The 20,996-nt window shown below is 67.7% G+C and carries 27 protein-coding genes and 4 pseudogenes; 16 read left to right on the forward strand and 15 right to left on the reverse strand.

All coding sequences use genetic code 11. From position 1 onward, the window contains the following. Positions 1 to 9: 9 nt before the first annotated feature. The 11 genes and pseudogenes from Q7W02_23585 to Q7W02_23635 form a co-directional block, all read right to left on the reverse strand. Complete coding sequence (locus Q7W02_23585; protein MDO8479119.1) at positions 10 to 354, reverse strand: hypothetical protein; 345 nt, start codon at positions 352 to 354, stop codon at positions 10 to 12. Continuing rightward, positions 354 to 848, reverse strand: a complete 495-nt coding sequence (locus Q7W02_23590) for a hypothetical protein (protein ID MDO8479120.1) — start codon at positions 846 to 848, stop codon at positions 354 to 356. The genes Q7W02_23585 and Q7W02_23590 overlap by 1 nt, the downstream gene beginning before the upstream one ends. Before the next feature lie 58 nt (positions 849 to 906). Continuing rightward, on the reverse strand, positions 907 to 1,581 hold the full coding sequence (locus tag Q7W02_23595) for a haloacid dehalogenase type II (protein ID MDO8479121.1): 675 nt from the start codon (positions 1,579 to 1,581) through the stop codon (positions 907 to 909). A 319-nt stretch (positions 1,582 to 1,900) separates the two neighbouring features. Further along, positions 1,901 to 2,695 carry a zf-HC2 domain-containing protein gene (locus Q7W02_23600; protein MDO8479122.1) on the reverse strand — a complete coding sequence of 265 codons (795 nt, stop codon included), beginning with the start codon at positions 2,693 to 2,695 and terminating at the stop codon, positions 1,901 to 1,903. Then, on the reverse strand, positions 2,692 to 3,270 hold the full coding sequence (locus Q7W02_23605; protein MDO8479123.1) for a sigma-70 family RNA polymerase sigma factor: 579 nt from the start codon (positions 3,268 to 3,270) through the stop codon (positions 2,692 to 2,694). The genes Q7W02_23600 and Q7W02_23605 overlap by 4 nt, the downstream gene beginning before the upstream one ends. A gap of 102 nt (positions 3,271 to 3,372) precedes the next feature. Further along, positions 3,373 to 3,798, reverse strand: coding sequence for a SelL-related redox protein (locus Q7W02_23610; GenBank protein ID MDO8479124.1), 426 nt, complete (start codon positions 3,796 to 3,798; stop codon positions 3,373 to 3,375). Then, positions 3,799 to 3,924, reverse strand: coding sequence for a hypothetical protein (locus Q7W02_23615; GenBank protein MDO8479125.1), 126 nt, complete (start codon positions 3,922 to 3,924; stop codon positions 3,799 to 3,801). It lies immediately after the preceding gene. Positions 3,925 to 4,133: 209 nt separating this feature from the next. Continuing rightward, positions 4,134 to 4,481: pseudogene (locus Q7W02_23620) on the reverse strand (TlpA disulfide reductase family protein). A gap of 12 nt (positions 4,482 to 4,493) precedes the next feature. Next, the gene (locus Q7W02_23625) at positions 4,494 to 4,721 is read right to left on the reverse strand and encodes a hypothetical protein (protein ID MDO8479126.1); all 228 of its coding nucleotides are present in this window, start codon (positions 4,719 to 4,721) and stop codon (positions 4,494 to 4,496) included. Then, the gene (locus Q7W02_23630) at positions 4,718 to 5,821 is read right to left on the reverse strand and encodes a DUF3179 domain-containing protein (protein ID MDO8479127.1); all 1,104 of its coding nucleotides are present in this window, start codon (positions 5,819 to 5,821) and stop codon (positions 4,718 to 4,720) included. The genes Q7W02_23625 and Q7W02_23630 overlap by 4 nt, the downstream gene beginning before the upstream one ends. 39 nt (positions 5,822 to 5,860) lie before the next feature. After that, positions 5,861 to 6,943 (reverse strand): IS630 family transposase, encoded by a 1,083-nt coding sequence (locus Q7W02_23635; protein ID MDO8479128.1) that lies wholly within the window; start codon positions 6,941 to 6,943, stop codon positions 5,861 to 5,863. Between the two features lie 385 nt (positions 6,944 to 7,328). Here Q7W02_23635 and Q7W02_23640 point away from each other — a divergent pair, with 385 nt between their 5' ends. Both Q7W02_23640 and Q7W02_23645 read left to right on the forward strand, forming a co-directional pair. Further along, positions 7,329 to 8,336, forward strand: coding sequence for a multiheme c-type cytochrome (locus tag Q7W02_23640; GenBank protein ID MDO8479129.1), 1,008 nt, complete (start codon positions 7,329 to 7,331; stop codon positions 8,334 to 8,336). Positions 8,337 to 8,349: 13 nt separating this feature from the next. Then, complete coding sequence (locus tag Q7W02_23645) at positions 8,350 to 8,811, forward strand: DUF302 domain-containing protein (GenBank protein MDO8479130.1); 462 nt, start codon at positions 8,350 to 8,352, stop codon at positions 8,809 to 8,811. A gap of 93 nt (positions 8,812 to 8,904) precedes the next feature. On the opposite strand, the gene Q7W02_23650 is transcribed toward Q7W02_23645, so the two are convergent. Beyond that, positions 8,905 to 9,507 (reverse strand): cytochrome C peroxidase, encoded by a 603-nt coding sequence (locus tag Q7W02_23650; GenBank protein ID MDO8479131.1) that lies wholly within the window; start codon positions 9,505 to 9,507, stop codon positions 8,905 to 8,907. A gap of 73 nt (positions 9,508 to 9,580) precedes the next feature. After that, positions 9,581 to 9,853, reverse strand: a complete 273-nt coding sequence (locus Q7W02_23655) for a hypothetical protein (protein MDO8479132.1) — start codon at positions 9,851 to 9,853, stop codon at positions 9,581 to 9,583. Positions 9,854 to 9,986: 133 nt separating this feature from the next. On the opposite strand from Q7W02_23655, the pseudogene Q7W02_23660 reads away from it, so the two are divergent. The 4 genes and pseudogenes from Q7W02_23660 to Q7W02_23675 all read left to right on the forward strand — a co-directional run bounded on the left by Q7W02_23660 (position 9,987) and on the right by Q7W02_23675 (position 11,860). Further along, positions 9,987 to 10,976: pseudogene (locus tag Q7W02_23660) on the forward strand (YeeE/YedE family protein). Positions 10,977 to 11,019: 43 nt separating this feature from the next. Then, positions 11,020 to 11,250 carry a hypothetical protein gene (locus Q7W02_23665; GenBank protein MDO8479133.1) on the forward strand — a complete coding sequence of 77 codons (231 nt, stop codon included), beginning with the start codon at positions 11,020 to 11,022 and terminating at the stop codon, positions 11,248 to 11,250. A gap of 115 nt (positions 11,251 to 11,365) precedes the next feature. Beyond that, entirely contained in the window at positions 11,366 to 11,512 is a 147-nt protein-coding gene (locus tag Q7W02_23670; protein ID MDO8479134.1) for a hypothetical protein, read from the forward strand. 12 nt (positions 11,513 to 11,524) lie between these two features. After that, positions 11,525 to 11,860, forward strand: a pseudogene (locus Q7W02_23675) (redoxin domain-containing protein). A gap of 71 nt (positions 11,861 to 11,931) precedes the next feature. On the opposite strand, the gene Q7W02_23680 reads toward Q7W02_23675, so the two are convergent. Beyond that, positions 11,932 to 12,360 carry a hypothetical protein gene (locus tag Q7W02_23680; protein MDO8479135.1) on the reverse strand — a complete coding sequence of 143 codons (429 nt, stop codon included), beginning with the start codon at positions 12,358 to 12,360 and terminating at the stop codon, positions 11,932 to 11,934. Between the two features lie 112 nt (positions 12,361 to 12,472). Here Q7W02_23680 and nrtS point away from each other — a divergent pair, with 112 nt between their 5' ends. From nrtS to Q7W02_23705, 5 genes are all read left to right on the forward strand, one after another. Continuing rightward, entirely contained in the window at positions 12,473 to 12,646 is a 174-nt protein-coding gene (gene nrtS, locus Q7W02_23685; protein ID MDO8479136.1) for a nitrate/nitrite transporter NrtS, read from the forward strand. A 411-nt stretch (positions 12,647 to 13,057) separates the two neighbouring features. Beyond that, entirely contained in the window at positions 13,058 to 14,257 is a 1,200-nt protein-coding gene (locus Q7W02_23690; GenBank protein ID MDO8479137.1) for an ABC transporter substrate-binding protein, read from the forward strand. Positions 14,258 to 14,357: 100 nt separating this feature from the next. Next, positions 14,358 to 15,230, forward strand: coding sequence for a branched-chain amino acid ABC transporter permease (locus tag Q7W02_23695; protein MDO8479138.1), 873 nt, complete (start codon positions 14,358 to 14,360; stop codon positions 15,228 to 15,230). Then, a complete protein-coding gene (locus Q7W02_23700) occupies positions 15,227 to 17,002 on the forward strand; it encodes a branched-chain amino acid ABC transporter ATP-binding protein/permease (GenBank protein MDO8479139.1) in 1,776 nt (591 codons plus the stop codon). Before Q7W02_23695 ends, Q7W02_23700 begins: the two co-directional genes overlap by 4 nt. Continuing rightward, entirely contained in the window at positions 16,989 to 17,693 is a 705-nt protein-coding gene (locus tag Q7W02_23705; protein ID MDO8479140.1) for an ABC transporter ATP-binding protein, read from the forward strand. The genes Q7W02_23700 and Q7W02_23705 overlap by 14 nt, the downstream gene beginning before the upstream one ends. Before the next feature lie 21 nt (positions 17,694 to 17,714). Here Q7W02_23705 and Q7W02_23710 read toward each other — a convergent pair whose 3' ends face one another. Then, positions 17,715 to 18,716, reverse strand: coding sequence for a zinc-dependent alcohol dehydrogenase family protein (locus tag Q7W02_23710; protein MDO8479141.1), 1,002 nt, complete (start codon positions 18,714 to 18,716; stop codon positions 17,715 to 17,717). Between the two features lie 544 nt (positions 18,717 to 19,260). Here Q7W02_23710 and Q7W02_23715 point away from each other — a divergent pair. The 5 genes and pseudogenes from Q7W02_23715 to Q7W02_23735 all read left to right on the forward strand — a co-directional run. After that, positions 19,261 to 19,539, forward strand: a pseudogene (locus Q7W02_23715) (tyrosine-type recombinase/integrase). Positions 19,540 to 19,761: 222 nt separating this feature from the next. Further along, on the forward strand, positions 19,762 to 20,172 hold the full coding sequence (locus Q7W02_23720; protein MDO8479142.1) for a hypothetical protein: 411 nt from the start codon (positions 19,762 to 19,764) through the stop codon (positions 20,170 to 20,172). Positions 20,173 to 20,287: 115 nt separating this feature from the next. Continuing rightward, positions 20,288 to 20,485, forward strand: a complete 198-nt coding sequence (locus Q7W02_23725; protein MDO8479143.1) for a hypothetical protein — start codon at positions 20,288 to 20,290, stop codon at positions 20,483 to 20,485. Continuing rightward, positions 20,478 to 20,738, forward strand: coding sequence for a type II toxin-antitoxin system RelE/ParE family toxin (locus Q7W02_23730; GenBank protein ID MDO8479144.1), 261 nt, complete (start codon positions 20,478 to 20,480; stop codon positions 20,736 to 20,738). The genes Q7W02_23725 and Q7W02_23730 overlap by 8 nt, the downstream gene beginning before the upstream one ends. A gap of 133 nt (positions 20,739 to 20,871) precedes the next feature. Next, positions 20,872 to 20,996 (forward strand): toxin (locus Q7W02_23735; GenBank protein ID MDO8479145.1); only part of this gene is annotated, 125 nt, incomplete at its 3' end.

A 20,996-nucleotide genomic window follows, 5' to 3' on the forward strand; every position in this document is an offset into this window, starting at 1 on the left:
TGGAGCGCGTCAGGACGCCGAGCGCGAGAGATAGGCGGTGAGCCAGTAGAGCGAGACGTACGCTGCGGCCATGGCCAGCGCCACGGTGAGGAGCAGCCGCCACTGGGACCGCGCGCCTCGCAGGGTGCAGGCATTGCGGCCGCGCAGAATGCCGATCACACCCGCCACGGCCAGCACGAGCGCCGCACCCCGGAAGTACCAGCCGTACTGGTAGTAGAGAGTGTTGCCCAGGCTGATCGCGAAGGAGACCGAGGCGAGCCCGAGCAGGACCATCACGACCGGGCTCACGCAGCAGGAGATGCCGACCAGCCCCGCCAGCAGCCCGATCTTGAGGCCCGCCCGGTCCATCGACATCACGAGCCGCCTTCCAAGTCCGTGGCGAGGGCGCACCCCCGATACGGAAAGACACGGCTCTGCCTGGCCCGCTCCTCGATGGTCACCTTCAGGGCATGGGTATGCTCTCGCATGAAGCGGCTGAGGCGCGGCTTCACGCGACGCCTGCCGATCAGCCAGCCGACGATCCACCCCTTCAGGCCGAACGTGCTCTCGTAGCGAAAGCTCGTGCAGCCGCCCGTGTCCGCCAGCACGAAGCGGTCCCGGAGGAAGGGCAGGGGGCCTTCGACGCCCTCGAAGTCGATTGCCTCGGGCTCGTGAAGGGTCACCGATTCGACAGTCCGGACCATCTGCTTGCCTCCGGCAGCGGTGGGGATGAGAGAGCGGAACTCCACCAGCTTCCGGTGTCCCTCATCCTTGAGCACCGTGGAGGACCCTCCGTCGGGTTGGCTGGCCCCGAAGGCGGTCAGCACCTGAAACGCCAGGCGCCGATCGGCGTGGATGTGCGTCTCCACCGCCTCCATCCGGACCGGGATCACCCACATGGCGAGGGGGTGCACAGCCGAGAATTGGTCAAGCCGTTATCACCGCTTCGAGCTCGTCAAAACCTCTCACTACGATGTCGGGCTCTGGCCCGAGGGGATCGAGTGGAGCTCCGGCCCGGTTGATCCAGCAGACCCTGAATCCAAAGCTCTTCGCTCCAAGGACGTCGAAGGCGTTGGAGGAGACGAACAGGATCCGCTGCTTCTGCAACTTCATCGCCGTCGGGGCGAGCTGGTACACCCTGGGTGAAGGCTTGTAGGTCTTGACCGCATCCGCACTGAGCACCCATTGAAAGTGTGAACGGAATCCGGCGCGCTTGAGCCCCACGCGGAGCATCATCGGGCTTCCGTTCGACAGGATGGCAAGCGGGAGGTGTTCTTTGAGCCGGGGCAACGCTGCTGCCACTTCCGGATAGGCGGTGGGCTGAAGCCAGGACTCCATGAGCCGCTTCCGTTGCTCCGGACTTACGGTCAAGCCGAAACGCTGAATTGTAAACGCCAAGGCCTGTTGGGACACCGTCCAGAAGTCCTGGTACTTGCCCATCGCGCTCCGGAGGAAAGTGTACTCGAGTTGCTTGGCCCGCCACTGGTTGTTGAAGGCCACGGGATCGGAGGCGACGGCCTTGCACGCTTCCGCGACCGCTCCGACATCAACCACCGTACCGTACATGTCGAACGCGACACCCTGCACCCTGAGCTTGGTCATATCTCCTCTGGTCTAGGTGACCCCGACATACGGGAAGTTCCTGGACGATGGGGACGGCGGGTTCGCGACCGTCCGGACATCGATGAGATGGCGATGAGGTGCACCGTATGGAAGTGACCGGCTTCGTGGTTGGCGCCTGCGTGCGCGTGGTAGTAGAACTGGCTCCGCCGGCGCCGGTCGAAGATGCCGTCCTCGCCCGGGTAGAGCGTCCAGGGCACCTGCGGCCGGCCCTCGCGGACCAGGTCCATCACGGTCGTGCCTGCACGGTCGAGCCCCTCCAAGAGCCGACGGAGCTCGTCGCGATCAGTGGCCGGGCGGCTCAGAGGCGCGCCTCGCGGGCACGCTCGGCTCGCAGCTGCTCGGCGCACTCGAGCAGGTCGTCGTAGTCGAGTGTGGACACGAGACTGAACAGGGTCTGGCCGTCCCGCCACGATACGGTGCGAAGCCCCTGGCGCTCCTGGGCCAGATACTCGTGGCCGCCGAAACCCATCGGCCTACCGGCGAGCGGCGCGCGCCGCCCGACCTCGGGCACCATGAAGACCGACATCAGGACGCGCCCCTTCTCATACAGGAGGTAGGCGACCTTACGCTGGTCGGCCTCAGCGATACGCCCGCCGACCAGCTGGATCCCCGCGGGCGAGAGGTCGGGCACGGAGACGCGTAGGCCGGTGCGCTGGCGGAACCAGGCCGCTACCGCCGGGCGTTCCGTCGAGGAGAACTCGGCCGGGCCCTCCAACTGCGCATAGGCGAGGTGCTTGTCCACGAGGCTTGCAACGAGCTCGGGCTCACGGCCTCCGGTCGGCAGCGACCGTGCCATGAGCACGAACGCGAGGAGAAGGACGGCGGCCGCGAGCGCGGGCGTGCCGAGCCAAACCCGGACCTTCTTCCGGGTGCGCTCGCGCCGTGCCAGCGCCAACATCCGCGCCCGGAACTCGGGCGGCGCTGTCTCCCTCGGCTGCCGGCGGAGCAGCTGCCGGAAGCGGCGTTCCCCGTCCGCCCGTCCATGGCAGTCGGGGCAGGTCGACACGTGGGCTTCGGCGTCGGCCATCGGTCCTGCATCAAGCTCACCATCCGCAAACGCGTGCAGCCGGGCGTCGAACTCTCGGCAGTTCATCGCGACTCCTTGCTGTACCCATGTTCGTGCGCCAGCGTGACCAGCTCCTTGCGCAGCAGCTGTCTGGCGCGCGATAGGCGTGACATCACGGTACCGATTGGACAGTCCAGCACCTGGGCGACTTCCTTGTACGTGAGGCCCTCGAGGTCCGCCAGCGTCACCACCAGGCGGAACGGTAGAGACAGCGTCTTCAGGGCCCGGTCCACATCGCCGTGGAGCACTGTTTGGAAGAAGTCCTCCTCAGGGCTCGAGCGCGCGACGGAGGCCTCCTCGAGCCTGGCCGCGCCCGCCTCGGTAGCCGCCATGTCGCTCTCGAGGATCTCCCGGCCCTCCCGGCGCACGCGGTTCAAGAACGCGTTTCGCAGGATGGTCAGGAGCCAGGCCCGGCAGTTGCTGCCCGGGTCGAACTGGTCGAAGTGCCGGAGCGCCCGGAGCCATGTTTCCTGGACCAGGTCCTCGGCCTCGGCCCGGTTGTGCGTGAGCCGGAGCGCCGCCCGGTACAGGAGATCCAGGTGCACGAGGGCGACGCCTTCGAACTCGCTGACCTGGCCACCATCCCTGATCCACCTGAGCATAGGCTTCCCGAGGCACCCCCTCTATATGCTAAACCCCAACATGAGCCATCTATTCCAGGCGAGCCCGAAATGGGAAGTCGCCACTGCGGGTATCTGAAATGCCTATCGATAGTCGCGCCGGCCCTGTCGGACCTGCTCGAGGAGCAGCACAACTGGCGGCCGATCCGCCGGACCGCTCCCGACATGATGAAAGGCCACCATCCCCCGCGGGTCCACGAGAACGTCGCCCCCCAACTGGTGGACGTCGCCTGTGGGGCGTCTCAGCCGGCGACCCCGGCCGATCAACCGGAGGTACGCCCACCAAGTGGCGGGCCCCCAGATCGCTGACCACCGACCGCGACCCATCCCATAGGCGCGATAGAGCACACGTTGCCGGTCAATCAGCAGGGGCCATCGGAGACCCGTCTCCCGCACGTACACCGCGGCACGCTCCCGGGCCTCGAACGTCACGACGACGACCTCGAAGCCCAGCCCCTCGAACTCGTCCTCGTGCCGTCGCAACTGCGACAGGTGCTCTTGGCAGGGCAGTCAGCCGAGGTGGCGGTGGAAGACCATCAGCAGCCAGTGGCCGCGAAACTGATCGAGACGACGAACGGTACCCGCGGTGTCCTTCAGCGCGAACGTGACAGCAGGCGACCCGACGTTGCTCTTCATCTCGCTCCCTCGACCGCGCCCTTCGACGTCAACGGGCTCGTCCCCTTGTCCGGTTGCTTGCCCACGTCGGCCTCCTTGGTCACCAGCATGATGAGTCAAACCTGTGCCCAAGGAAACCGGGCCCGATTTAGTGAACCGCCGGTTACGTGGACACCCCAGATCGCACGAAAGTGCGGTAGGAGTGGTCCGCCCGCGACGAGCCCGCGCGATCACCGGCCCCGGGCTGCGGGCAGGATCCGGGTGCCATCAAGCTGTGGCTTGGCCAGGAGTAGGGCCTCGAGCAGCGCGAGGCCCGCCGGCTCCGTCCAGGTCCGCGGGCCGACGGCGCTTCCCAGGATCATCCCGTCCCGACCGATGATGAACACTGTCGGTGTGCCCCGGACGCCGAAGCTATCGGCAGCCTTGCCACTCGGGTCAAGCAGCACCGGCGCTGCGTAGCGGCGTGACGACGCGGTCCGGGCGACGTTCTGGCGTGACTCGCCGATATTCACGAGGAGGACGGAGAGCCCATCCTGCGCCAGCGCCTGATGCAGCCCGTCGATCGAGGGCAACTCCCTCGTGCAGTGCGGTCACCACGATCCCCAGAAGTACACCAGCACGACCCGCCCACGGAGCTGGCGAAGGCTCATCCGGTGACCGGCCAGGTCCTCCAGCTCCAGCGGCGGCGCGGCACGTGGGCCCGCGGCCCGCGAGATGCCGGCCGCGCGCCAGAGATCGGTCTCGGACATCGGGTCGAGCCCCACGGCGGCTGGGGACCATGTCCCGACGAGCGTCGCGAGGAGCAACGCGCTGATCATGGCTGAACGTCGTGAATAGTAGTGGCCGGGTGGAAGGCCACCCAGGCGAACCAGAAGGCGTCCACGTGCGGGAGTGGGCGGAGTTCGCGACCCGCGAGCGGACCCGAGACAGCGCGACCGAGCAGGTTCCACACGCTGCCCGTCTCGGCATCGCGGAAGCCCGCGGGCACGGGCTCGAAGGCCAGCGCGCGGCCGTCCACGACCCGGCTGTAGACCGCCGTCGCCCCGACCGCGCGCGAGGCGGTGATCTGCGACTGATCGAGCGCCGAGAGCGCGCCCGGCCGGTAGAAGACGACGAGTCGCTCGCCGGCCCAGTCGTCGTGCGTCACGCCGCGGCGAGCGAGCACGGGCCACGGATAGGCGCGGGCGACGCCGCCAAGCGCCAGGCCTACAACGCGCTCCTTGGGCGGCCGGCGCGGATCGGGCGCGCCCTGGAAGAGGAAGGGGTGGCTCCCCGGCTGGTCATAGCCCTCGTAGGGATTGCGCCCGTACGCGCGACTCACGCCTGTCTCCCGCGAGAGCACGCGGCCGCCGGGATACGCTTCCTTGAAGTCCTCGTACGCGAGCGTGTTCGCGGGCAGCGGCGTGAGCCGGGCCCCGGCCCGCGCGCCGACGACAGCGCGTCCCTCCATCTGGGACCAGAGCGAATGCGTCTCCCGGTCGTACATCAGCAGATCGCTCTTCCAGAGCTTGCCCGAGGTGCCGAAGTCGAGCCTCGTGCCGCTCAGGACGCGATCGAAGACGAGGCCCGCGTTGCACAGAGGGCAGAACGTCACCACCACCGGCCGGCCGCCGACCACGTCGTTGACGATCTCATGCCAGATGAGTATCTGCAGCGGATAGGCCCGCGCGTCGGAGCCCACGCGGAAGCCGAGCACCGGCTCCGTGGGCTTGAGCCAAGCGTCCGCCGCGGCCGGTGAGACGAAGACGGGCTTGTCGATGGGGGGAATGCCGTCGGGCGGCGGGCCGCCGGCGATGATCTCCTCGAGCGGGATCAGGGCCTTGCCGAGATCGGTGCGTAGCATGTCGGCATCGGCGCTGCCGACGGCCGCCAGGGTCGATAGCACGGCGAGTACGATGAAGCGGCGCAAGCAGGTCATTCCGGCTCCTTCATGCCCCGAGCTCGTTTTCGAAGCCACCTAGTGTAGTGACTCTAACGCTTCTTTACATTTGGCGATCTTGGCCAAGATGCGTTCCACCGGAGCACTCCAGACGAACACCTGCGGTTGCTGGTTGTGCTGGCTGAGGTACTCGTGAATGGCCGTGATGAGGGCCGCCACGCTCTGGAACGCCCCGCGCCGGATCCGTTTGTCGGTGAGTTCGTGGAACCACCGTTCGACCAAGTTCAACCAGGAACTCGACGTTGGGGTGAAGTGCGAATGAAACCGCGGGTGTCGGCGGAGCCAGGCCGTCACCCGGGGGTGTTTGTGCGTGCCGTAGTTGTCGACGATCAGATGCAGATCGAGTCCGGCCGGGATGTCGCGGTCGATGCGCGTCAGGAAGCGAATGAACTCTTGATGCCGATGGCGGGGCATACAATCGCCGATGACCTTGCCGTCGAGCATGCTGAGTGCCGCGAACAGGGTCGTCGTCCCGTTGCGTTTGTAGTCGTGCGTGTGCGTGCCGCAGCGGCCCCGCTTGAGCGGCAGCCCGGGTTGCGTGCGGTCGAGCGCCTGGATTTGGCTCTTCTCGTCCACGCACAACACCAGGGACTTGTCGGGCGGATTCAGATACAACCCCACAACATCCGTCAACTTGTCGACAAACTGCGGATCGCGGCTGAGCGTGAAGGTCTTGACCAAATGCGGCTTGAGGTTGTGGCGCACCCAGATCCGCTGGACCGTGGCTTGGCTGAGTCCTTGGGCCCGCGCCATGGTGCGCGTGCTCCAGTGCGTGGCCGCGGGCGGCGCCGTGTGCAATGTGGCTTCCACCACCGCGCGGACCGTTCGCTCCGAGATCCGCGGCTTGCGGCCGGGCCGCGGCGCATCGTGTTCCAACCCGGCCACGCGCAGGGCCAGAAACCGCTCGCGCCACAGTTGCACCGTCGGGCGGGAGACCTTCAAGGCCGCGGCGATGTCCTGGTTCGGGACGCGATCCGCGGCCAGCGTGATGATCTTCGCCCGGACCACCTGCCGATACGAAAGGCGTCGGCCCCGGGTCCAGCTCTTCAGCGTGGCCCGCTCTTCGGGCGCCAAGACGATGGGAGCAGCGGTCCGGCTCATGCTCGATAGCATAGTGCAGATGGCGATTATAAGTCAATCTACTTATGAGTCAATACACTAGAGCTTGGCCGAACTGCCAGCCCCCCTGCCAGGCCCTTTTGTCGATAACCCGTCGCGGGCCCGGGATATTCCGCCCGGTGGGTCCCCCGGGGAATATGCCTACGTGAGCAGGTGTTCACTGGTTGTTATGAGGCCCTGTTGGTCAACAATCCTGCTGGGGATATGCCTGCTCCTGCTCCCCGGCAGCGAACAGGCCCTCGGTCAGGCCCAGCGTCGACCGGGTGTTTCTCCGGCCGAGCGCGACTTCCTGAATCGGCACTGGCGCCGGCCCATTCCACCGCAGGGCGCTCCGCCCGAGCGCTTCTCTCCAATCGAGAGGTCCCTGGTGCCGCAGAGCTGCGGGACGTGCCACCCGGCTCAGTTCGCCGACTGGAAGACGAGCCTTCACTCCAAGAGCATGGGTCCCGGAGTCGCCGGCCAGCTCGTCGAGATGGTCAAGACCGATCCGGAGGACGCGCGCGCATGCCTCAACTGCCACGCGCCTCTGGCCGAGCAGGCATCCCAGATCCCGGCCTTCGACGCTTCGCTCCAGGCGCAGGGGTTGGTGTGCGCCGGCTGCCATGTCCGCGGGCATCAGCGCTTCGGCCCGCCGCGGCGGGAGGGCTCGAAGGCCGCGGCGGCGCCACGCCAGAGCCTGCCCCATAACGGCGTGACGCGGACCCGGGCCTTTCTCCAGTCGGAGTTCTGCGCGAGCTGCCACCAGTTCCAGCCTGACGGCTTCGCGCTCAACGGGACGCTGCTGGAGAACACCTACGAGGAGTGGCGGGCGAGTTCCTTCGCCGCGCGCGGCGTGCAGTGCCAGGACTGCCACATGCCGGATCGGCGCCACCTCTGGCGGGGCATTCACGATCCCGAGACTGTGCGGGGCGCGCTCCGGATCACCCTCGATGCGGAGCGCCCGGGTGACGAGGCGGTCGTGACGCTCACCATCGCCAGCGTCGGGGTGGGCCACCACTTCCCGACCTACGTCACCCCGTTGGTGGTCGTTCGCGGGGAACTCATCGACCGGGCCGGGCGGCCGGTGCCGGGCAGCGCCGAGGAGCGAATGATCGGCCGTCAGGTGGCCCTCGATCTCTCCCGGCAGATCGCGGATACGCGCATTCCGGCGGGCGGGCAGGCCCGGTTCGTGTTCCGCCGCCGCGTGGACCGAACGGGCCTGCGCTTTCGCGGAACGGTCACGGTCAGGCCCGACGAGTTCTACGCGGGATTATTCGAGTCGCTGCTCGCCGCCGGGGCCGGCGCTGGCACGGCACAGATTCGGGAGGCGCAGCGAGCCGCGCGCGGCTCAGCCTTCGTCATCTTCGAGCGCGACGTGCCACTCACCCGAGAGTGAAAGGGGATCGTCCGTGATCGTCAGAGTCGTCGCCGCAGTTGTCTTCACAGCCGCCCTCGCCGTCTCGCCCGCGCTGGCCCAGGACGGGCGCATCACCGGCACGAGCCGGGCGCCCTTCCAGAAAGTAGCCGAGGCGCTCGAGAAGGCCGTCGCCGACCACAAGATGGCGGTTGTCTGCCACGCCAACGCGCAGCGCGGGGCTGCCGGGCGCGGCGTCACCATCAAGGGCAATCAGGTGCTGATGGTCTTCCGGAACGATTTCGCGGTGCGCCTGCTCGCCGCCGAGCCGCAGGCCGGCTTCGAGGCGCCGATCCGGATCTACGTGTACGAGAACGCCGACGGCACCGCGACGGTGAGCTACGCGCCGCCCTCGGCGGTCTTCGCCCCCTACAAGAACCCCGAGGTCAAGGCCGTCGCGGCCGAGCTCGATCCGATCTTCAGGGCCATCGTGGACACGGCTCTGGCGGTCCGCTGAATCGACAAACACCCGGCCCGGAAAGGAACCGCCCCGGCCTTCCACGCTGCGGCGGGCGAAGCCGCACGCGCGAAGCCGGGGCGTCGGGCGATCCTACTTCTTAGGCGCGCACGGGTTCTTTGCTGCGCACGGATTTTTGGCCGCGCAGGGATTGGCTGTCGCTGCCGCGCCGGGCTTGAAGGTCTTCTGGACCTCGCGCGTATAGGCCGTCAGCGCCGCCAGCTCCCGCGAGTCCCAGGGCAGCGTTTTCGCCAGCATGGGCACGATCAGGCAGAACTGCACCATCTCGTCCGTGTTGATCTGCTTGAGCCCGGCGCGATCCTTGGCCATGGCCACGGGATGAGGATACGCCTTGCCGAAGGTCGGATTGAAGGCCGCGTTGTTGACGTGGCAGGTCTGGCACGCGAGCCCATTGGTGCTGAGCTTTGTGTCTTTCCAAAGACGCTCGCCTTCTTTAAGGAGTTCGGCCCGCGGGGAGTCGGCCAGCTTCGTGCCCTTGGGGCGCGTGACAAGCTTGGGATCCACCTTCGCCCCTGCGGCACAGGGGTTCTTGGCGGCACAGGGATTCTTGGCGGCGCACGGGTTCTTGGCCTGGGCGATCTGCAACTGGGCACCCGGATCTACCGCTTGGGTCGCACCCGCGATGGCAAGAGATGCGGCGGCTGCCACGACCAGCATGCGATTCACAGCCTTCATCCAGTTCTCCTTTGTGCGCCGGAGGCCGGAGCCGCCCAATCGGGTCGGCCCCGGCCCCAGGTCACCGTCATGGCTACTTCTTCGCGTCCGGCATTTTCGCGGCGCAGGGATTCTTGGCGGCACACGGGTTCTTGGCCGCACAGGGGTTCTTGGCGGCACACGGGTTCTTCGCGGCGCAGGGATTCTTGGCGCCACACGGGTTCTTGGCGGCGCAGGGGTTGGCCGACTGGGTCGCGCCGGGTTTCTTCGCCGCGCAGGGGTTGCTCTGCTGAGCGGCGGCGGGCGCCGCGGCTGCCATGGCAAGCACCGCCGCCACCGAGAGGGTCACAAAGGTCTTTCGGATCATTTTCGTCTCACCTCCTTAACCAAGGGGTTCTGTGGTCTGTCTGGTTGAGAGAACCCGCATCGATCGCCGTTTATTCCTGGCGGGGCAAGGGGCCGGAATAGAAGACCGTGTGTGAGGGTTTGGAAGATATCCGATGGTTTCCCTGTCCGGACTTGTTGTCGGAGCGTTGCTCGGGGTCGTGCTCCACCGCGGCGATTTCTGCATGCACTCGGCCTTCCGTGAGGTGCTGGCGCGCCGGCTGGGGCTCTCGATTCGCGCTTGGCTCGTGGCCCTCGGCCTTCAGGTGGCCGTGGTCAATGGGCTTGCCGGCGTGGGATGGCTCGTGGTGTTCCGGCCGGCCGTCGAGATCTGGGCGGCCCTGATCGGCGGCTTCATCTTCGGCGTCGGCATGGTCATGGGTAAGGGTTGAGCGACCTCCATCTGGTCCCGGGTCGGGACCGGAAGCCTGGGGGCTGCCGTGACGACGATGGGATTTGCCATAGGCGGTGTCATGGCTGAGCGCGGTGTTCTCGCCCCGCTCAGGATGAGCATCGAGGCTCTGGGGCTTTCCAGTCCGTTGCCCACTGCCATCCCCTCGGTCACCGGTGTGACTCCGGCGATGGTCGTGGTTCTCGCGCTGACTCTGCTCGGGCTCGCCTTGGGGCTCCTGCGGGGCAGCGCGCCGCGGGGCGGGCTCTGGTCGTGGCGCCTGACCGGGGCCGCCCTTGGCACTGTTGGAGTGCTGGCGTGGGTGACCGGAGCCCACGCCGGATGGCAATGGGGGCTCTCGGCCACGGGCCCGAGCCGCTCCCTTGTCGACATCCTCCTGCTCGGCGGGACGGCTGTCCCCCTCTGGGGGACTCTCATGATCGCCGGCGTGCCCTTGGGTTCATGGCTCAGCGCGCGCATCGCGGGCCCGGTCGCGTGGCGCGCGCCCGCCGCGATCGAGGTGCCCCGCCGCCTCTGCGGAGGGCTGCTCATGGGCGCCGGGGGCACACTGGCCGGGGGATGCAACATCGGACACGCCCTGACAGGTCTGTCGATCTTCGCCGTGCAGAGTGTCCTCGCGACCGCCGCGATGGGGGCTGGCGCCTGGTGCGCCATCCGGCTCGCGCAGGCATGGCCCGGCTCGAGCCAGGAATAATACAGCCCCTCCGCCGGTTCACACAGCTGAGGAGGGTTCCTGAGTGCGCTGCTACTCCTGGAGGCTCGTTGAAGCGCTGTTCGTGGGCCTGCTGCTGGCGGCCTTGGCTGTCGCCTGGAGGGAGGGGCACTTGGCGTTGTGGCCCCACGGGCCCGCGGGCTCCGCCGTGTCGGCTCCGGCATCGCCGACAGAGCGCGACGGCGGGTGCCTCGATTCCGCGTTCGACGCCATGGCGGCGGATCACCATGGCGGCGCGGTGGTCACAGCCTGCTGAGTGGCAGCTCCTCGCACCCGTGAGCACCGGCTGATGCCTGCTCCACCCCAGCCCCCGGCTGGTACACTGGCCCCGGCAGCCCTCCGATTCCTGATGGAATGACAAGGAGCGACTGATGACGAGAGCAGGCGCACGGATTCTTGACGGCGGGGAGATGTTTCCGGGCCTCTCGATGGACACCGTGAAGCACGGGCGCGTGGCGCTTCCGGAGGGGTTCGGGAACGGCTGGGGCGTCTTCCTGATCTATCGCGCCCACTGGTGACCCTACTGCAAGCAGCAGTTGGCTGCTTTCGACCGGGCCCAGGACAAGCTGCAGGCTGAAGACATCCGCGCCATCGCTGCCTCCACCGATCCGCAAGAGAAAGCGGCCGAGACAGTGGCCGAGCTCGGGCTGAGCATGCCCATAGGCTTCGGGCTGCCAGTCAAGGAGACGGCGGCGACGCTTGGGGCCTTCTTCGAGGAGGGTCGCGGCTTCCTGCACGCAACCGGATTTGTCGTCAAGCCTGACCGCACGATCGCGGTCGCCCAGTACAGCACGGGGCCGATCGGCCGGCTTGTCTGGCAGGACGTGCTGGGCCTCGTCCAGCACTACAAGAAGCAGGCGCGCTGAGCAGTCTCCGCGGTCGGATCCGCCAGCCGATGACAGCTGGCGGGTGCTTCGACGGCCTGACGGGAACGGGCTCAGCGGTTTGGGGTGGAGGCGTGCGCGCCTGTCGGAATCACCCAGAGGGTGTCGAGGTCTCGCAGCAGGTAGAGCGTCACGCACGCAGCCAGCATCGGCCAGGCGGCGAAGAAGAGGAGATTCGAGAACGGGTCCAGGTAATGACGCCACGCCGCGAGGGTGGACCCAGCGTGCAGCAGCAGCAGCACGATAGCGTACGTGAAGCGCTTGAAGAGACCGGCGACGAAGGCCAGGATGACGAGCAGCTCGAGCCCGCCGATCACGTAGAAGGCCGTCGCGCCAAGGCCGCCGATGGCGAAAAAGAACGCATAGACCTGGGCCGCATGATCCGGGTTCACGAACTTGTCCAGTGTCCACATGAACATGACGATGAACACACCCACCCGGAGCAGGAACAGGCAAGACGGAATACGATGCTCAACTGCCATGGCGGCCTCCTTGGCGGGCTCATCACCCCGGCATCGACGGTTTTCTATCGAGTGGCCTACGGGCACGACACGTGCCGATAAGTCCGTTCCGATGCTCCGGCGACCGTCGGCTGTGGCCGCCATCGTCGGAACTGTTCTTGTCGGAATCAATCAAGGTGACGCCATGTTCCACGGGCTGTGGCCGGCGTCGCTGCTGTGGAAAGTGCCGTTGATGTACGTTGTTCCATTCGCTGTCGCTTCAGTCGGCGCGCCGCTCAGCAGCCGCATCCAATCAACCGGCACTTGAGCCCCCTTGAGAAGGGCTGGCCTTGTTAGGTGGAAACACCCGGCTGGCGCCTCTTATTCCCGCAACGTCCGTGCCGCAAGACTTTCTAAGGTGAGCAGTTTGGGCCCGTGGCGCAGAGAACCTGACGTTTGGTCCACGGTTGCGCTGGTCGGCGGCAAATCACGATCGTGGCGACTAGACGCGCTCGAAGGCCTGGGGCGGCTTTGGCATCTTGAGCCGCAGCCCCGCCATGAAGACGAGGCAGGCGCGGGCGCCGAGGGCGAGCAGCCTGTCGCGGTCCAGGGTTGAGCGGGTGTGCCGCTCTGCGGAGGCAAGCGCTTGCTTCCCGTGGGGGCCTCGGCTATAACTAGGGCCTCTCGTTGGCCCGTGCCCCGGACGTTCTTCACCAGCAGCGAAGGAGGGTGGCGCTTCATGAAGATATTCAAGGTCATCACGTTGGCAGTGCTGGCGGCGTTTGCAGGAGCCCTCGCGGTCGGGGCGCCGCAGGCGCAGACGAAGGAGCCCATCAAGGTCGGCCTCATCCAGCCGCTGTCGGGGCCCGTCGCCGCGTCCGGCTCCTACATCACCAACGCTGCCAAGATCGCCGCGGACCGGATCAACGCCAAGGGCGGTGTGCTCGGCCGCCCGCTCGAGCTGGTCATCGAGGACAACAAGTCCGATCCGGCCGAGACCCGCAACGCGGCCGAGAAGCTCATCGTGCGCGATAAGGTGCCGGTGATTATCGGAGCGTGGGGCTCGTCCATGACGCTCGCCATGATGCCGCTGGCCGCCCAGCACGGCGTTCCGATTGTTGTCGAGACCTCCAGCTCCGGCAAGATCACCGACCCCAAGACGCCCGGCCAGAAGGTCGTCAGCCGCATCAGCCCGACCAGCGAGCTCGAGGCCGTCGGTGCCGGCGCCCTCATCCCGAAGCTCGGCATGAAGAAGATCGGCTACATGGCGGTGAACACCGACTGGGGCCGCGGGGCCGTGGTCGCCTTCGGCGAGGCCTTCAAGAAGAACGGCGCCACGATTGAGGCGGTCGAGTACGTGGGCCAAGCCGACACCGACTTCTACGCCCAGCTGACGAAGTTCAAGGCGGCCGGTGTGGACAGCATCGTCATCACCGACGACGCGCCGAAGACCGCGAAGATGCTCCAGCAGATGAAGGAGCTCGGCCTCAACGTCAAGGTGCTCGTGACAGGCGGCTCGGCGTGGCCCGATTCCATCATCCAGCTGGCGGGCCCGAAGGCGGCCGAGGGGACGATGTTCATCAACTTCTACAACCCGTACGACCACGCCATGGCGGGCGACCCGGACGCCAGCAAGGCCTATGTCGAGGAGTGGAAGAAGCGCAACCTGCCGTGGATCGGCATCGTCGAGGGCATGCGCGGCTTCGACGCGGTCAACGTGGTCGCCAAGGCCATCGAGGCGGCCAAGGAGCCGACGGCGCCCAAGATCATGGCGGCGCTCAAGACACTCGAGATGCTCGGCCTCTACGGCCTGAACAAGTTCGACCAGAACGGGCAGAGCTACTGCAACATCATCGTGGCGCAGGTCAAGGACGGCAAGTACTCCGTCGTGGCCATGACGCCCAGCTCCAAGCTGTGGGAGATGTCCGCCGCCAAGTAGCGGCGGCCGATTTCCTGGAAACACGCGCGGCTGGAAACACGCCGGCCGGCAGCACGCGCGGCGGGCGCCCGTTTGGGCGCCCGCCGTCTTTGCGCCCATGATCGCCGAGCTCGTCCAGCACGTCGTCAACGGCCTCATCCTGGGGGGCGGCTATGCCCTGATGGGGATCGGCCTCACCCTCATCTTCGGCATCATGCGCGTGGTCAACTTCGCCCACGGCGAGCTCTTCATGCTGGGCGCCTTCTTCCTCTACACGCTCTTCTCGCTGTGGGGCGTCAATTTCTTCGTCGCGTGCCTCCTGGCGGTGACGGGCGTCGCGCTCGTCGGCGCGGTCGTGGAGCGGCTGATCCTGCGACGCCTGCGCGATCAGCCCATCGAGATCCCCATGCTCGCCATGGTGGCGCTGTCCGTCATCATCCAGAACGCGGCGATCCTCATCTGGGACCCGTCGCCGAAGACCATCAGGCACCCGTTCTCCCCGGTGCCGCTGACCTTCGGGACCATCCACGTGGTCGCGATCCGCGTCTTCGCGGGCGCCGTCGCCGTCGCGCTGATCGTGGGCGCGCACCTGTTCATCCAGAAGACGCGGCTCGGGCGGGCCATGCGCGCCACCTTCCAGGACACCGACATGGCGCGGCTGACGGGCGTGGACGTGGACCGCATCTACATGTTCACGTTCGGCTTCGGCGCGGCGCTGGCGGGCGCCTCGGGCGCGCTCCTGGGCGCCGTCTTCTGGGTGTACCCCGCGATGGGGGACTTGGCGGCGCTCAAGTCCTTCGCCGTCGTCATCATGGGCGGGCTCGGCAACTTCCTGGGCGCCATCGTGGGCGGCCTGCTCCTTGGCGTGGCCGAGAGCCTGGGCGCCGGCTACATCTCCTCCGGCTACAAGGACGCGATCGGCTTCGTCCTCATCATCCTGCTTCTCGTGTGGCGGCCGCAGGGCCTCTTCGTCACGAAGGGGCTGCCACGGTGAGCTCCACGGTGCCCTGGGGGTTTGCGGCTGCCGCGCTGCTGTTGGTACTGCCGCTTCTCGGCGTGGACGACTACTACCTCCACCTGCTCATCATGGGCGGCATCTTCTTCCTGCTGTCGGCCGGCATGAACCTCCTCCTGGCAGCCGGCCAGCTGAACCTCGGCCACACGGCGTTCTTCGGTATCGGCGCCTACGCGTCGGGACTGCTCTCGCTCCACTTCGGCCTCTCGCCTGTCTTCACGCTGCCGGCGGCGGCCCTCGTCTCGGGTGTGGCAGGCTGGCTCCTCGGCATGGTCACGCTCAGGCTCCGGGGCGCCTACTTCGTGCTCGTGACGATCGGCTTCGCCGAGGTGACCCGGCTCGTGGCGACCAACTGGATGGACCTGACCCAGGGGCCCATGGGCCTCGCCGGCGTGCCGCCCTTCAATCTCGGCGCCGAGCGCTTCACACTCACCGGCAAGCGCGACTACTACTACCTCATGGTGGTCCTTGCGGGCGCGACGCTGTGGGTGACGGCGCGGCTTCTGCGCTCGCGCGTGGGGCGCGCGCTCCGCGCCGTGCGCGAGAACGAAAGCCTGGCCGAGTCCTCGGGGATCAGCGCCTACCGCCACACCATGCTGGCGATGGTGGTCTCGTGCCTCCTGGCCGGCGCCGGCGGCGGTTTCTACGCCCACTACATCACCTTTCTCTCCCCCGAGCTCTTCGGCTTCCAGAACACGGTTACGATGGCCGTCATGGTCGTCGCGGGCGGTCAGGGCACCGTGCTTGGCCCCGCGGTGGGCGCGCTCGTCTTCACCTTCGTGCCCGAGCTGCTGCGGATGGCGGCTTTCTACCGCATGCTGCTCTACGGCGTCATCCTGCTCCTGGTGGTGATGTTCATGCCCAGGGGACTCGTGTTCTATCTTCGCAGGCTCGTCGTTGCGGGCGCGCCTGCGCCTGCCGAGCCGGGGTCCGGCGGCGCGGCGTTCGAGGCGGGTATCGGCGCCCCGGCGCCGGGCCCGGCGCTCTCGGTGCGGGATGTCACGGTGCGCTTCGGCGGCCTCGCGGCCGTCGAAGGGCTCAGCCTCGATCTCGGCCGCGGCGAGATCCTGGCGCTCATCGGCCCCAACGGCGCCGGCAAGTCCACGGCCTTCAACGTCGTCACGGGCTTCCAGCCGCCCGATGCGGGGCGCGTGCATTTCGAGGGCGCGGACATCACGGCCGAGCCGCCCTACCGGATCGCGGAGCGCGGCCTCGTGCGCATGTTCCAGCGCACGAGCCTCTTCCCGGAAGCCGCCGTGCTCGACAACGTGCTGACCGCATGCCACAGGCTCGCCCGCACGGGCCTGCGCGACGTGCTCCTCATGACCCGCTCACATCGTTTGGAGGAGCACCGCCTCGAGGAACGGGCGCGGACCCTCCTTGCCTTCGTGGGGCTCGGCCACAAGGGAGACGAGCCGGCGCGCAGCCTGTCGTGCGGGGAGCAGCGGCTGCTGGGACTCGCCATCGCGCTGGCGCCGGCGCCGTCGGTGCTGCTGCTCGACGAGCCGGCGGCCGGCCTCAACGCCGTCGAGACCGAACGGCTCATGCGCCTGATCGAGGGCATCCGCGCGCGAGGCCTCTCCGTCCTGCTCGTCGAGCACGACATGAAGCTCGTCATGGGCATATGCGACCGCGTGGTGGTGCTGAACTACGGGGTGAAGATCGCCGAGGGGACGCCGGCCGAGATCCAGCGCCACGCCGAGGTGATCCGCGCCTACCTGGGGTCGGGAGACGCTTTTGCTCGTCCTTGACGGGATCTCCGTGGGCTACGGGCCGGTGGAGGTGCTCCACCAGGTCAGCCTCCGCGTTGCCGAGGGCGAGCTGGTCTGCCTCCTCGGCGCCAACGGCGCCGGCAAGAGCACCACGGTGCGGACGATCTCGGGCCTCCTCCGTCCGACGGCGGGTGCGATCACCTTCCTTGGCGAGAGGCTCGATGGCCGCCCGGCCCACGCCGTGCTCAAGCGCGGCATCGCCCAGTGCCCCGAGGGGCGGCGGATCTTCCCCGAGATGACGGTGCAGGAAAACCTCGAGATGGGCGCGTACGTGCGTGGACGTGAGGGCGCGGGCCCCGACGACCTCGAGCGCGTCTTCCACCACTTCCCGCGGCTCAAGGAGCGCGCGCGGCAGCTCGGCGGCACGCTCTCGGGCGGCGAGCAACAGATGCTGGCCATCGCCCGCGCGCTCATGTCGGCCCCGCGGCTCCTCCTGCTGGACGAGCCGTCACTCGGGCTCGCGCCGACCATGGTCGAGACGGTCTTCCGTGTGATCGCGGAGATCCGGCGGCAGGGCGTGACCGTCCTGATGGTGGAGCAGAACGCGGCGCTGGCGCTTCGGATGGCCGACCGGGCCTACGTCATGGAGAGCGGACGCATCGCGCTCGAGGGCGCCGCCCGCGACCTGCTCGACAACGCCGACGTCCGCCGCGCCTACTTGGGCGGCTAGCGCCGGCGGCCCTGCGCGGGCTCAGCCGACCATCAGGACGGCCGTCGCTTCCACCTCCGACGACTTGATGTCGGCCAGCGCGCGGTTGGCATCGGCAAGCGCGTAGCGGGTCACGCGGGGCCGGATGGGGATGGCCGCGGCCTCGGCCAGGAGGGCTTCGCCGTCGGCGCGCGTGTTGGCGGTCACGCTTTGGAGCGTCTTCTCCCAGAAGAGGTGGGGCTCATAGGACATGGCGGGCAGGTCCGTCATGTGGATGCCCGCGAGCGCCGCCGTGCCGCCCTTGTCGAGGTCGCGGAGGGCGACGGGCACGAGCCCGCCCACCGGCGCGAAGACGATGGCGGCATCGAGCTTGTCGGGCAGCGGATCGCCCGGCGCGCCCGCCCAGGCGGCGCCGAGGTCGAGCGCCAGCCGTTGGCGGGCGGGCTCGCGCGTCGCGACGTAGACGGCGCAGCCCCAGTGGCGCGCGACCTGGAGCGTGATGTGCGCGGAGGAGCCGAAGCCGTAGAGGCCGAGCCTGCCGCCTCGCGGCACCCGGCTGCGCTGGAGCGCCCTGTAGCCGATGATGCCGGCGCAGAGGAGGGGGGCCGTCTCGGCGTCGTCGAATACCGGGGGGATCGCGTAGGCGAAGGCCTCCGGGACGCATGCGTACTCGGCGTAGCCTCCGTCGTGGGTCCACCCCGTGTACGTGGAATCGGCGCAGAGATTCTCCCGACCCGAGAGGCAGAAGCGGCAGCGCCCGCAGGTCGAGCGAAGCCATGCGATCCCGACGCGGTCACCTATGCTGAAGCGCGCGGCGCCGGGGCCGAGCGAGTCGACCGTCCCCACGACCTGGTGCCCCGGGATCAGCGGGAGCCGCCGCGCCGGCAGGTCGCCCTCGACCACGTGGATGTCCGTGCGGCACGCGCCGCAGGCCCGCACGCGCACCCGCGCTTCCCCCGGGCCAGGCTCGGGGATGGGCCGGTCGGCCGGCGAGAGCGGCGATGTCTCGACCGCGGCCTGGCTGGTCAGCACCATAGCGCGCATGCGCCGGATTGTCCCACAGAGTGAGGACTTGCGACCCGCGCGGGGACCGGGGTAGGCTTAGGGCGGCTCGCGGCCAGGCGGGCTCCTGACCAGGCAGGGTACTTGAAGGAGGAGTCCATGGGCGGACTCGGCGGCAAGGTCGCCATCATCGGCACCGGCACCATCAAGTTCAGGGAGAACTTCCACCAGAGCCTCTCCGACATGATCTTCGAGGCCGTGAACCTCCCGATCCCGGTCACGCGGGTGGCGGCGTACTGCGCGACGGGCATCGAGGCCGTGCGCAACGCCGCGCTGGCGGTGGCCTCGGGCGAGTACGACCTGGTGCTCACGGTGGGGGCCGAGAAGATGCGCGAGGGGCCCTCCCGCGGCTCGCTCGTCGCGCAGGCCGTGAACCGGGGGCATCCCGTGCTGGCCAAGGGCCGGACCGCGCCGGGCATGTTCGCGCTCGTCGCGACGCGCTCCTTCAAGGCGTACGGGGCGGGGGAGGAGGCGCTCGGGGCGGTGGCGACGAAGAACCACTACCACGGCTTCCTCAACCCCAGAGCGTCTCACCGGCCAGCGTCGCCGTCACCACCTCCATGCATCCGTTCTCCAGCGCGCGGTGAAGGATGCGGTCCGCGGCGCCGGGATTGCCACGCAGGCCACCTGCCACACCGTCCGGCATTCGTGTGCCACCCACCTGCTGGAAGAGAGCCACGATATCCGCACCGTGCAGGAACTGCTCGGCCACTCAGACGGCAGCACCACGAGGATCTACACCCACGTGCTCAACCGAGGACCGGCCGGGGTCCGCAGCCCCGCCGACCGGCTGTTCCTGTCATGACCTCAGCGGCTGGGAAACACATCGGGCTGGCCGCGGAGGCCCAGGTGACATCGTGCAGTGCCTTGCGGTGTATCACGGCAAGGGAACGAAGGCGTGCCCTGCAAGGTCGCGGAAACGCGGGTGCCGACGGAGCTCGGCCGGGCTCGTTCGTCGTGCTATACAGAACTACGCAGCCGGATAACGCAGTTTAAGATACTGAGCGTTAGGCTTCACGAGGGGATCGTGAAGAAGGCCGAACGAAGCGTACCTCGCAGCCCCGAGGCGTGGCTCGAAGAGATTCGAGCGGCATATGCGGACGTTCAAGAAGCCATTCCCTTCGGACCCGTCGTAGGTCTTCGTTTTGGGGCGCGGGAGCTGTTTCATCTTGCACCCGCGGTCGCGGTGAAGTTTCGACGCTTTCCCTCTCGCTCAGCCGCGCTGAAGCGGGCGACGGAGGCAGCGTTGACCAGCTACGTAGCAAACCTGGACAGCCAGGCAGCGACGCTGTCTGATCCTCGGCTGGCGTTCGCCTTCTGCTACTTGGCGAGTCATTTCGGGTTGGGGCTGGTCGACATGGCCACGGTCGAGACGGTGATGGGGTTCGTGGAACGCCACAAGGGGCAACTGAGTGCGACTGGACCGCGTGAAGCCTAACCTGCGGGTGAACCTGTCGGTCCGGCCTGTCACGGCCCGTGCAAAGAACGCACGGTCCGCGCCACCCCGGCCCGCGGGTTACCCGCGCCGTTATCCGCAGCAAGGAGGATACAGCGTGAAAGGCATTCAGTTCGTAGTTGACGGTTCGGGCCGCAAGACGGCCGTCCAGATCGACCTCAAGAAGCAAGGCCGCTTATGGGAGGACTTCTACGATCGTGCGCTGACAAAGCGGCGTGCGGCTGAGCCACGAGAATCGCTGGCGAGCGTAAAGAAGCGGGTCCTGGGCTTGCGACAGCGACGTCGGCGTGGCTGAGTACTCCGTCGTCTTTGCGCGGTCGGCGCGCCGTGAGCTCGAACAGCTCGACGCCTTGATCGCGCGACGGATCATCTCGCGCATCGAGGCTCTCGGATCGACCCCGAGGCCACCCGGGTGCGTGAAGCTACAGGGAGCCAATGACCTTTGGCGTATCCGCGTCAGCGACTATCGCGTGATCTACTCGATCGACGACCGTGCACACGTTGTGGACATCAGCGCAGTGAGGCATCGTAGCGATGCGTACAGGTAGATGCAACGGGACGGCCCCTAACAGCAGACTGGAGCGGACCGGCTGACGCCGGCCGCTCAGCCTGATCGTTCGCCGCGATGACGGTGCACAAGCTGGTGATGACAAAAGGCACACGATCTAGTACACTTGCCACGTGAGGAGGTTCCGCTGGAACCCCGAGAAGAACGAAGCACTGAAGGCAGAACCGGGAATCTCATTTGAGCGGATCGTACTTGCCATCGAGGACGGCGATGTCTTGGATGTACTGCGGCATCCTAA

The organism is Candidatus Rokuibacteriota bacterium, assembly GCA_030647435.1.
Classification (GTDB): Bacteria; Methylomirabilota; Methylomirabilia; order Rokubacteriales; family CSP1-6; genus AR37.

Excerpts from the sequence above, each read along its gene's own strand:
- Q7W02_23680 (MDO8479135.1), bottom strand. The coding sequence starts at position 12,360 with ATGGCAGTTGAGCATCGTATTCCGTCTTGCCTGTTCCTGCTCCGGGTG.
- Q7W02_23615 (MDO8479125.1), bottom strand. The coding sequence starts at position 3,924 with ATGAAGAGCAACGTCGGGTCGCCTGCTGTCACGTTCGCGCTGAAGGAC.
- Q7W02_23690 (MDO8479137.1), top strand. The coding sequence starts at position 13,058 with ATGAAGATATTCAAGGTCATCACGTTGGCAGTGCTGGCGGCGTTTGCA.
- Q7W02_23625 (MDO8479126.1), bottom strand. The coding sequence starts at position 4,721 with ATGATCAGCGCGTTGCTCCTCGCGACGCTCGTCGGGACATGGTCCCCA.
- Q7W02_23655 (MDO8479132.1), bottom strand. The coding sequence starts at position 9,853 with ATGATCCGAAAGACCTTTGTGACCCTCTCGGTGGCGGCGGTGCTTGCC.
- Q7W02_23605 (MDO8479123.1), bottom strand. The coding sequence starts at position 3,270 with ATGCTCAGGTGGATCAGGGATGGTGGCCAGGTCAGCGAGTTCGAAGGC.
- Q7W02_23630 (MDO8479127.1), bottom strand. The coding sequence starts at position 5,821 with ATGACCTGCTTGCGCCGCTTCATCGTACTCGCCGTGCTATCGACCCTG.
- Q7W02_23595 (MDO8479121.1), bottom strand. The coding sequence starts at position 1,581 with ATGACCAAGCTCAGGGTGCAGGGTGTCGCGTTCGACATGTACGGTACG.
- Q7W02_23585 (MDO8479119.1), bottom strand. The coding sequence starts at position 354 with ATGTCGATGGACCGGGCGGGCCTCAAGATCGGGCTGCTGGCGGGGCTG.
- Q7W02_23635 (MDO8479128.1), bottom strand. The coding sequence starts at position 6,943 with ATGAGCCGGACCGCTGCTCCCATCGTCTTGGCGCCCGAAGAGCGGGCC.
- Q7W02_23710 (MDO8479141.1), bottom strand. The coding sequence starts at position 18,716 with ATGCGCGCTATGGTGCTGACCAGCCAGGCCGCGGTCGAGACATCGCCG.
- Q7W02_23650 (MDO8479131.1), bottom strand. The coding sequence starts at position 9,507 with ATGAAGGCTGTGAATCGCATGCTGGTCGTGGCAGCCGCCGCATCTCTT.
- Q7W02_23670 (MDO8479134.1), top strand. The coding sequence starts at position 11,366 with ATGACGAGAGCAGGCGCACGGATTCTTGACGGCGGGGAGATGTTTCCG.
- Q7W02_23600 (MDO8479122.1), bottom strand. The coding sequence starts at position 2,695 with ATGAACTGCCGAGAGTTCGACGCCCGGCTGCACGCGTTTGCGGATGGT.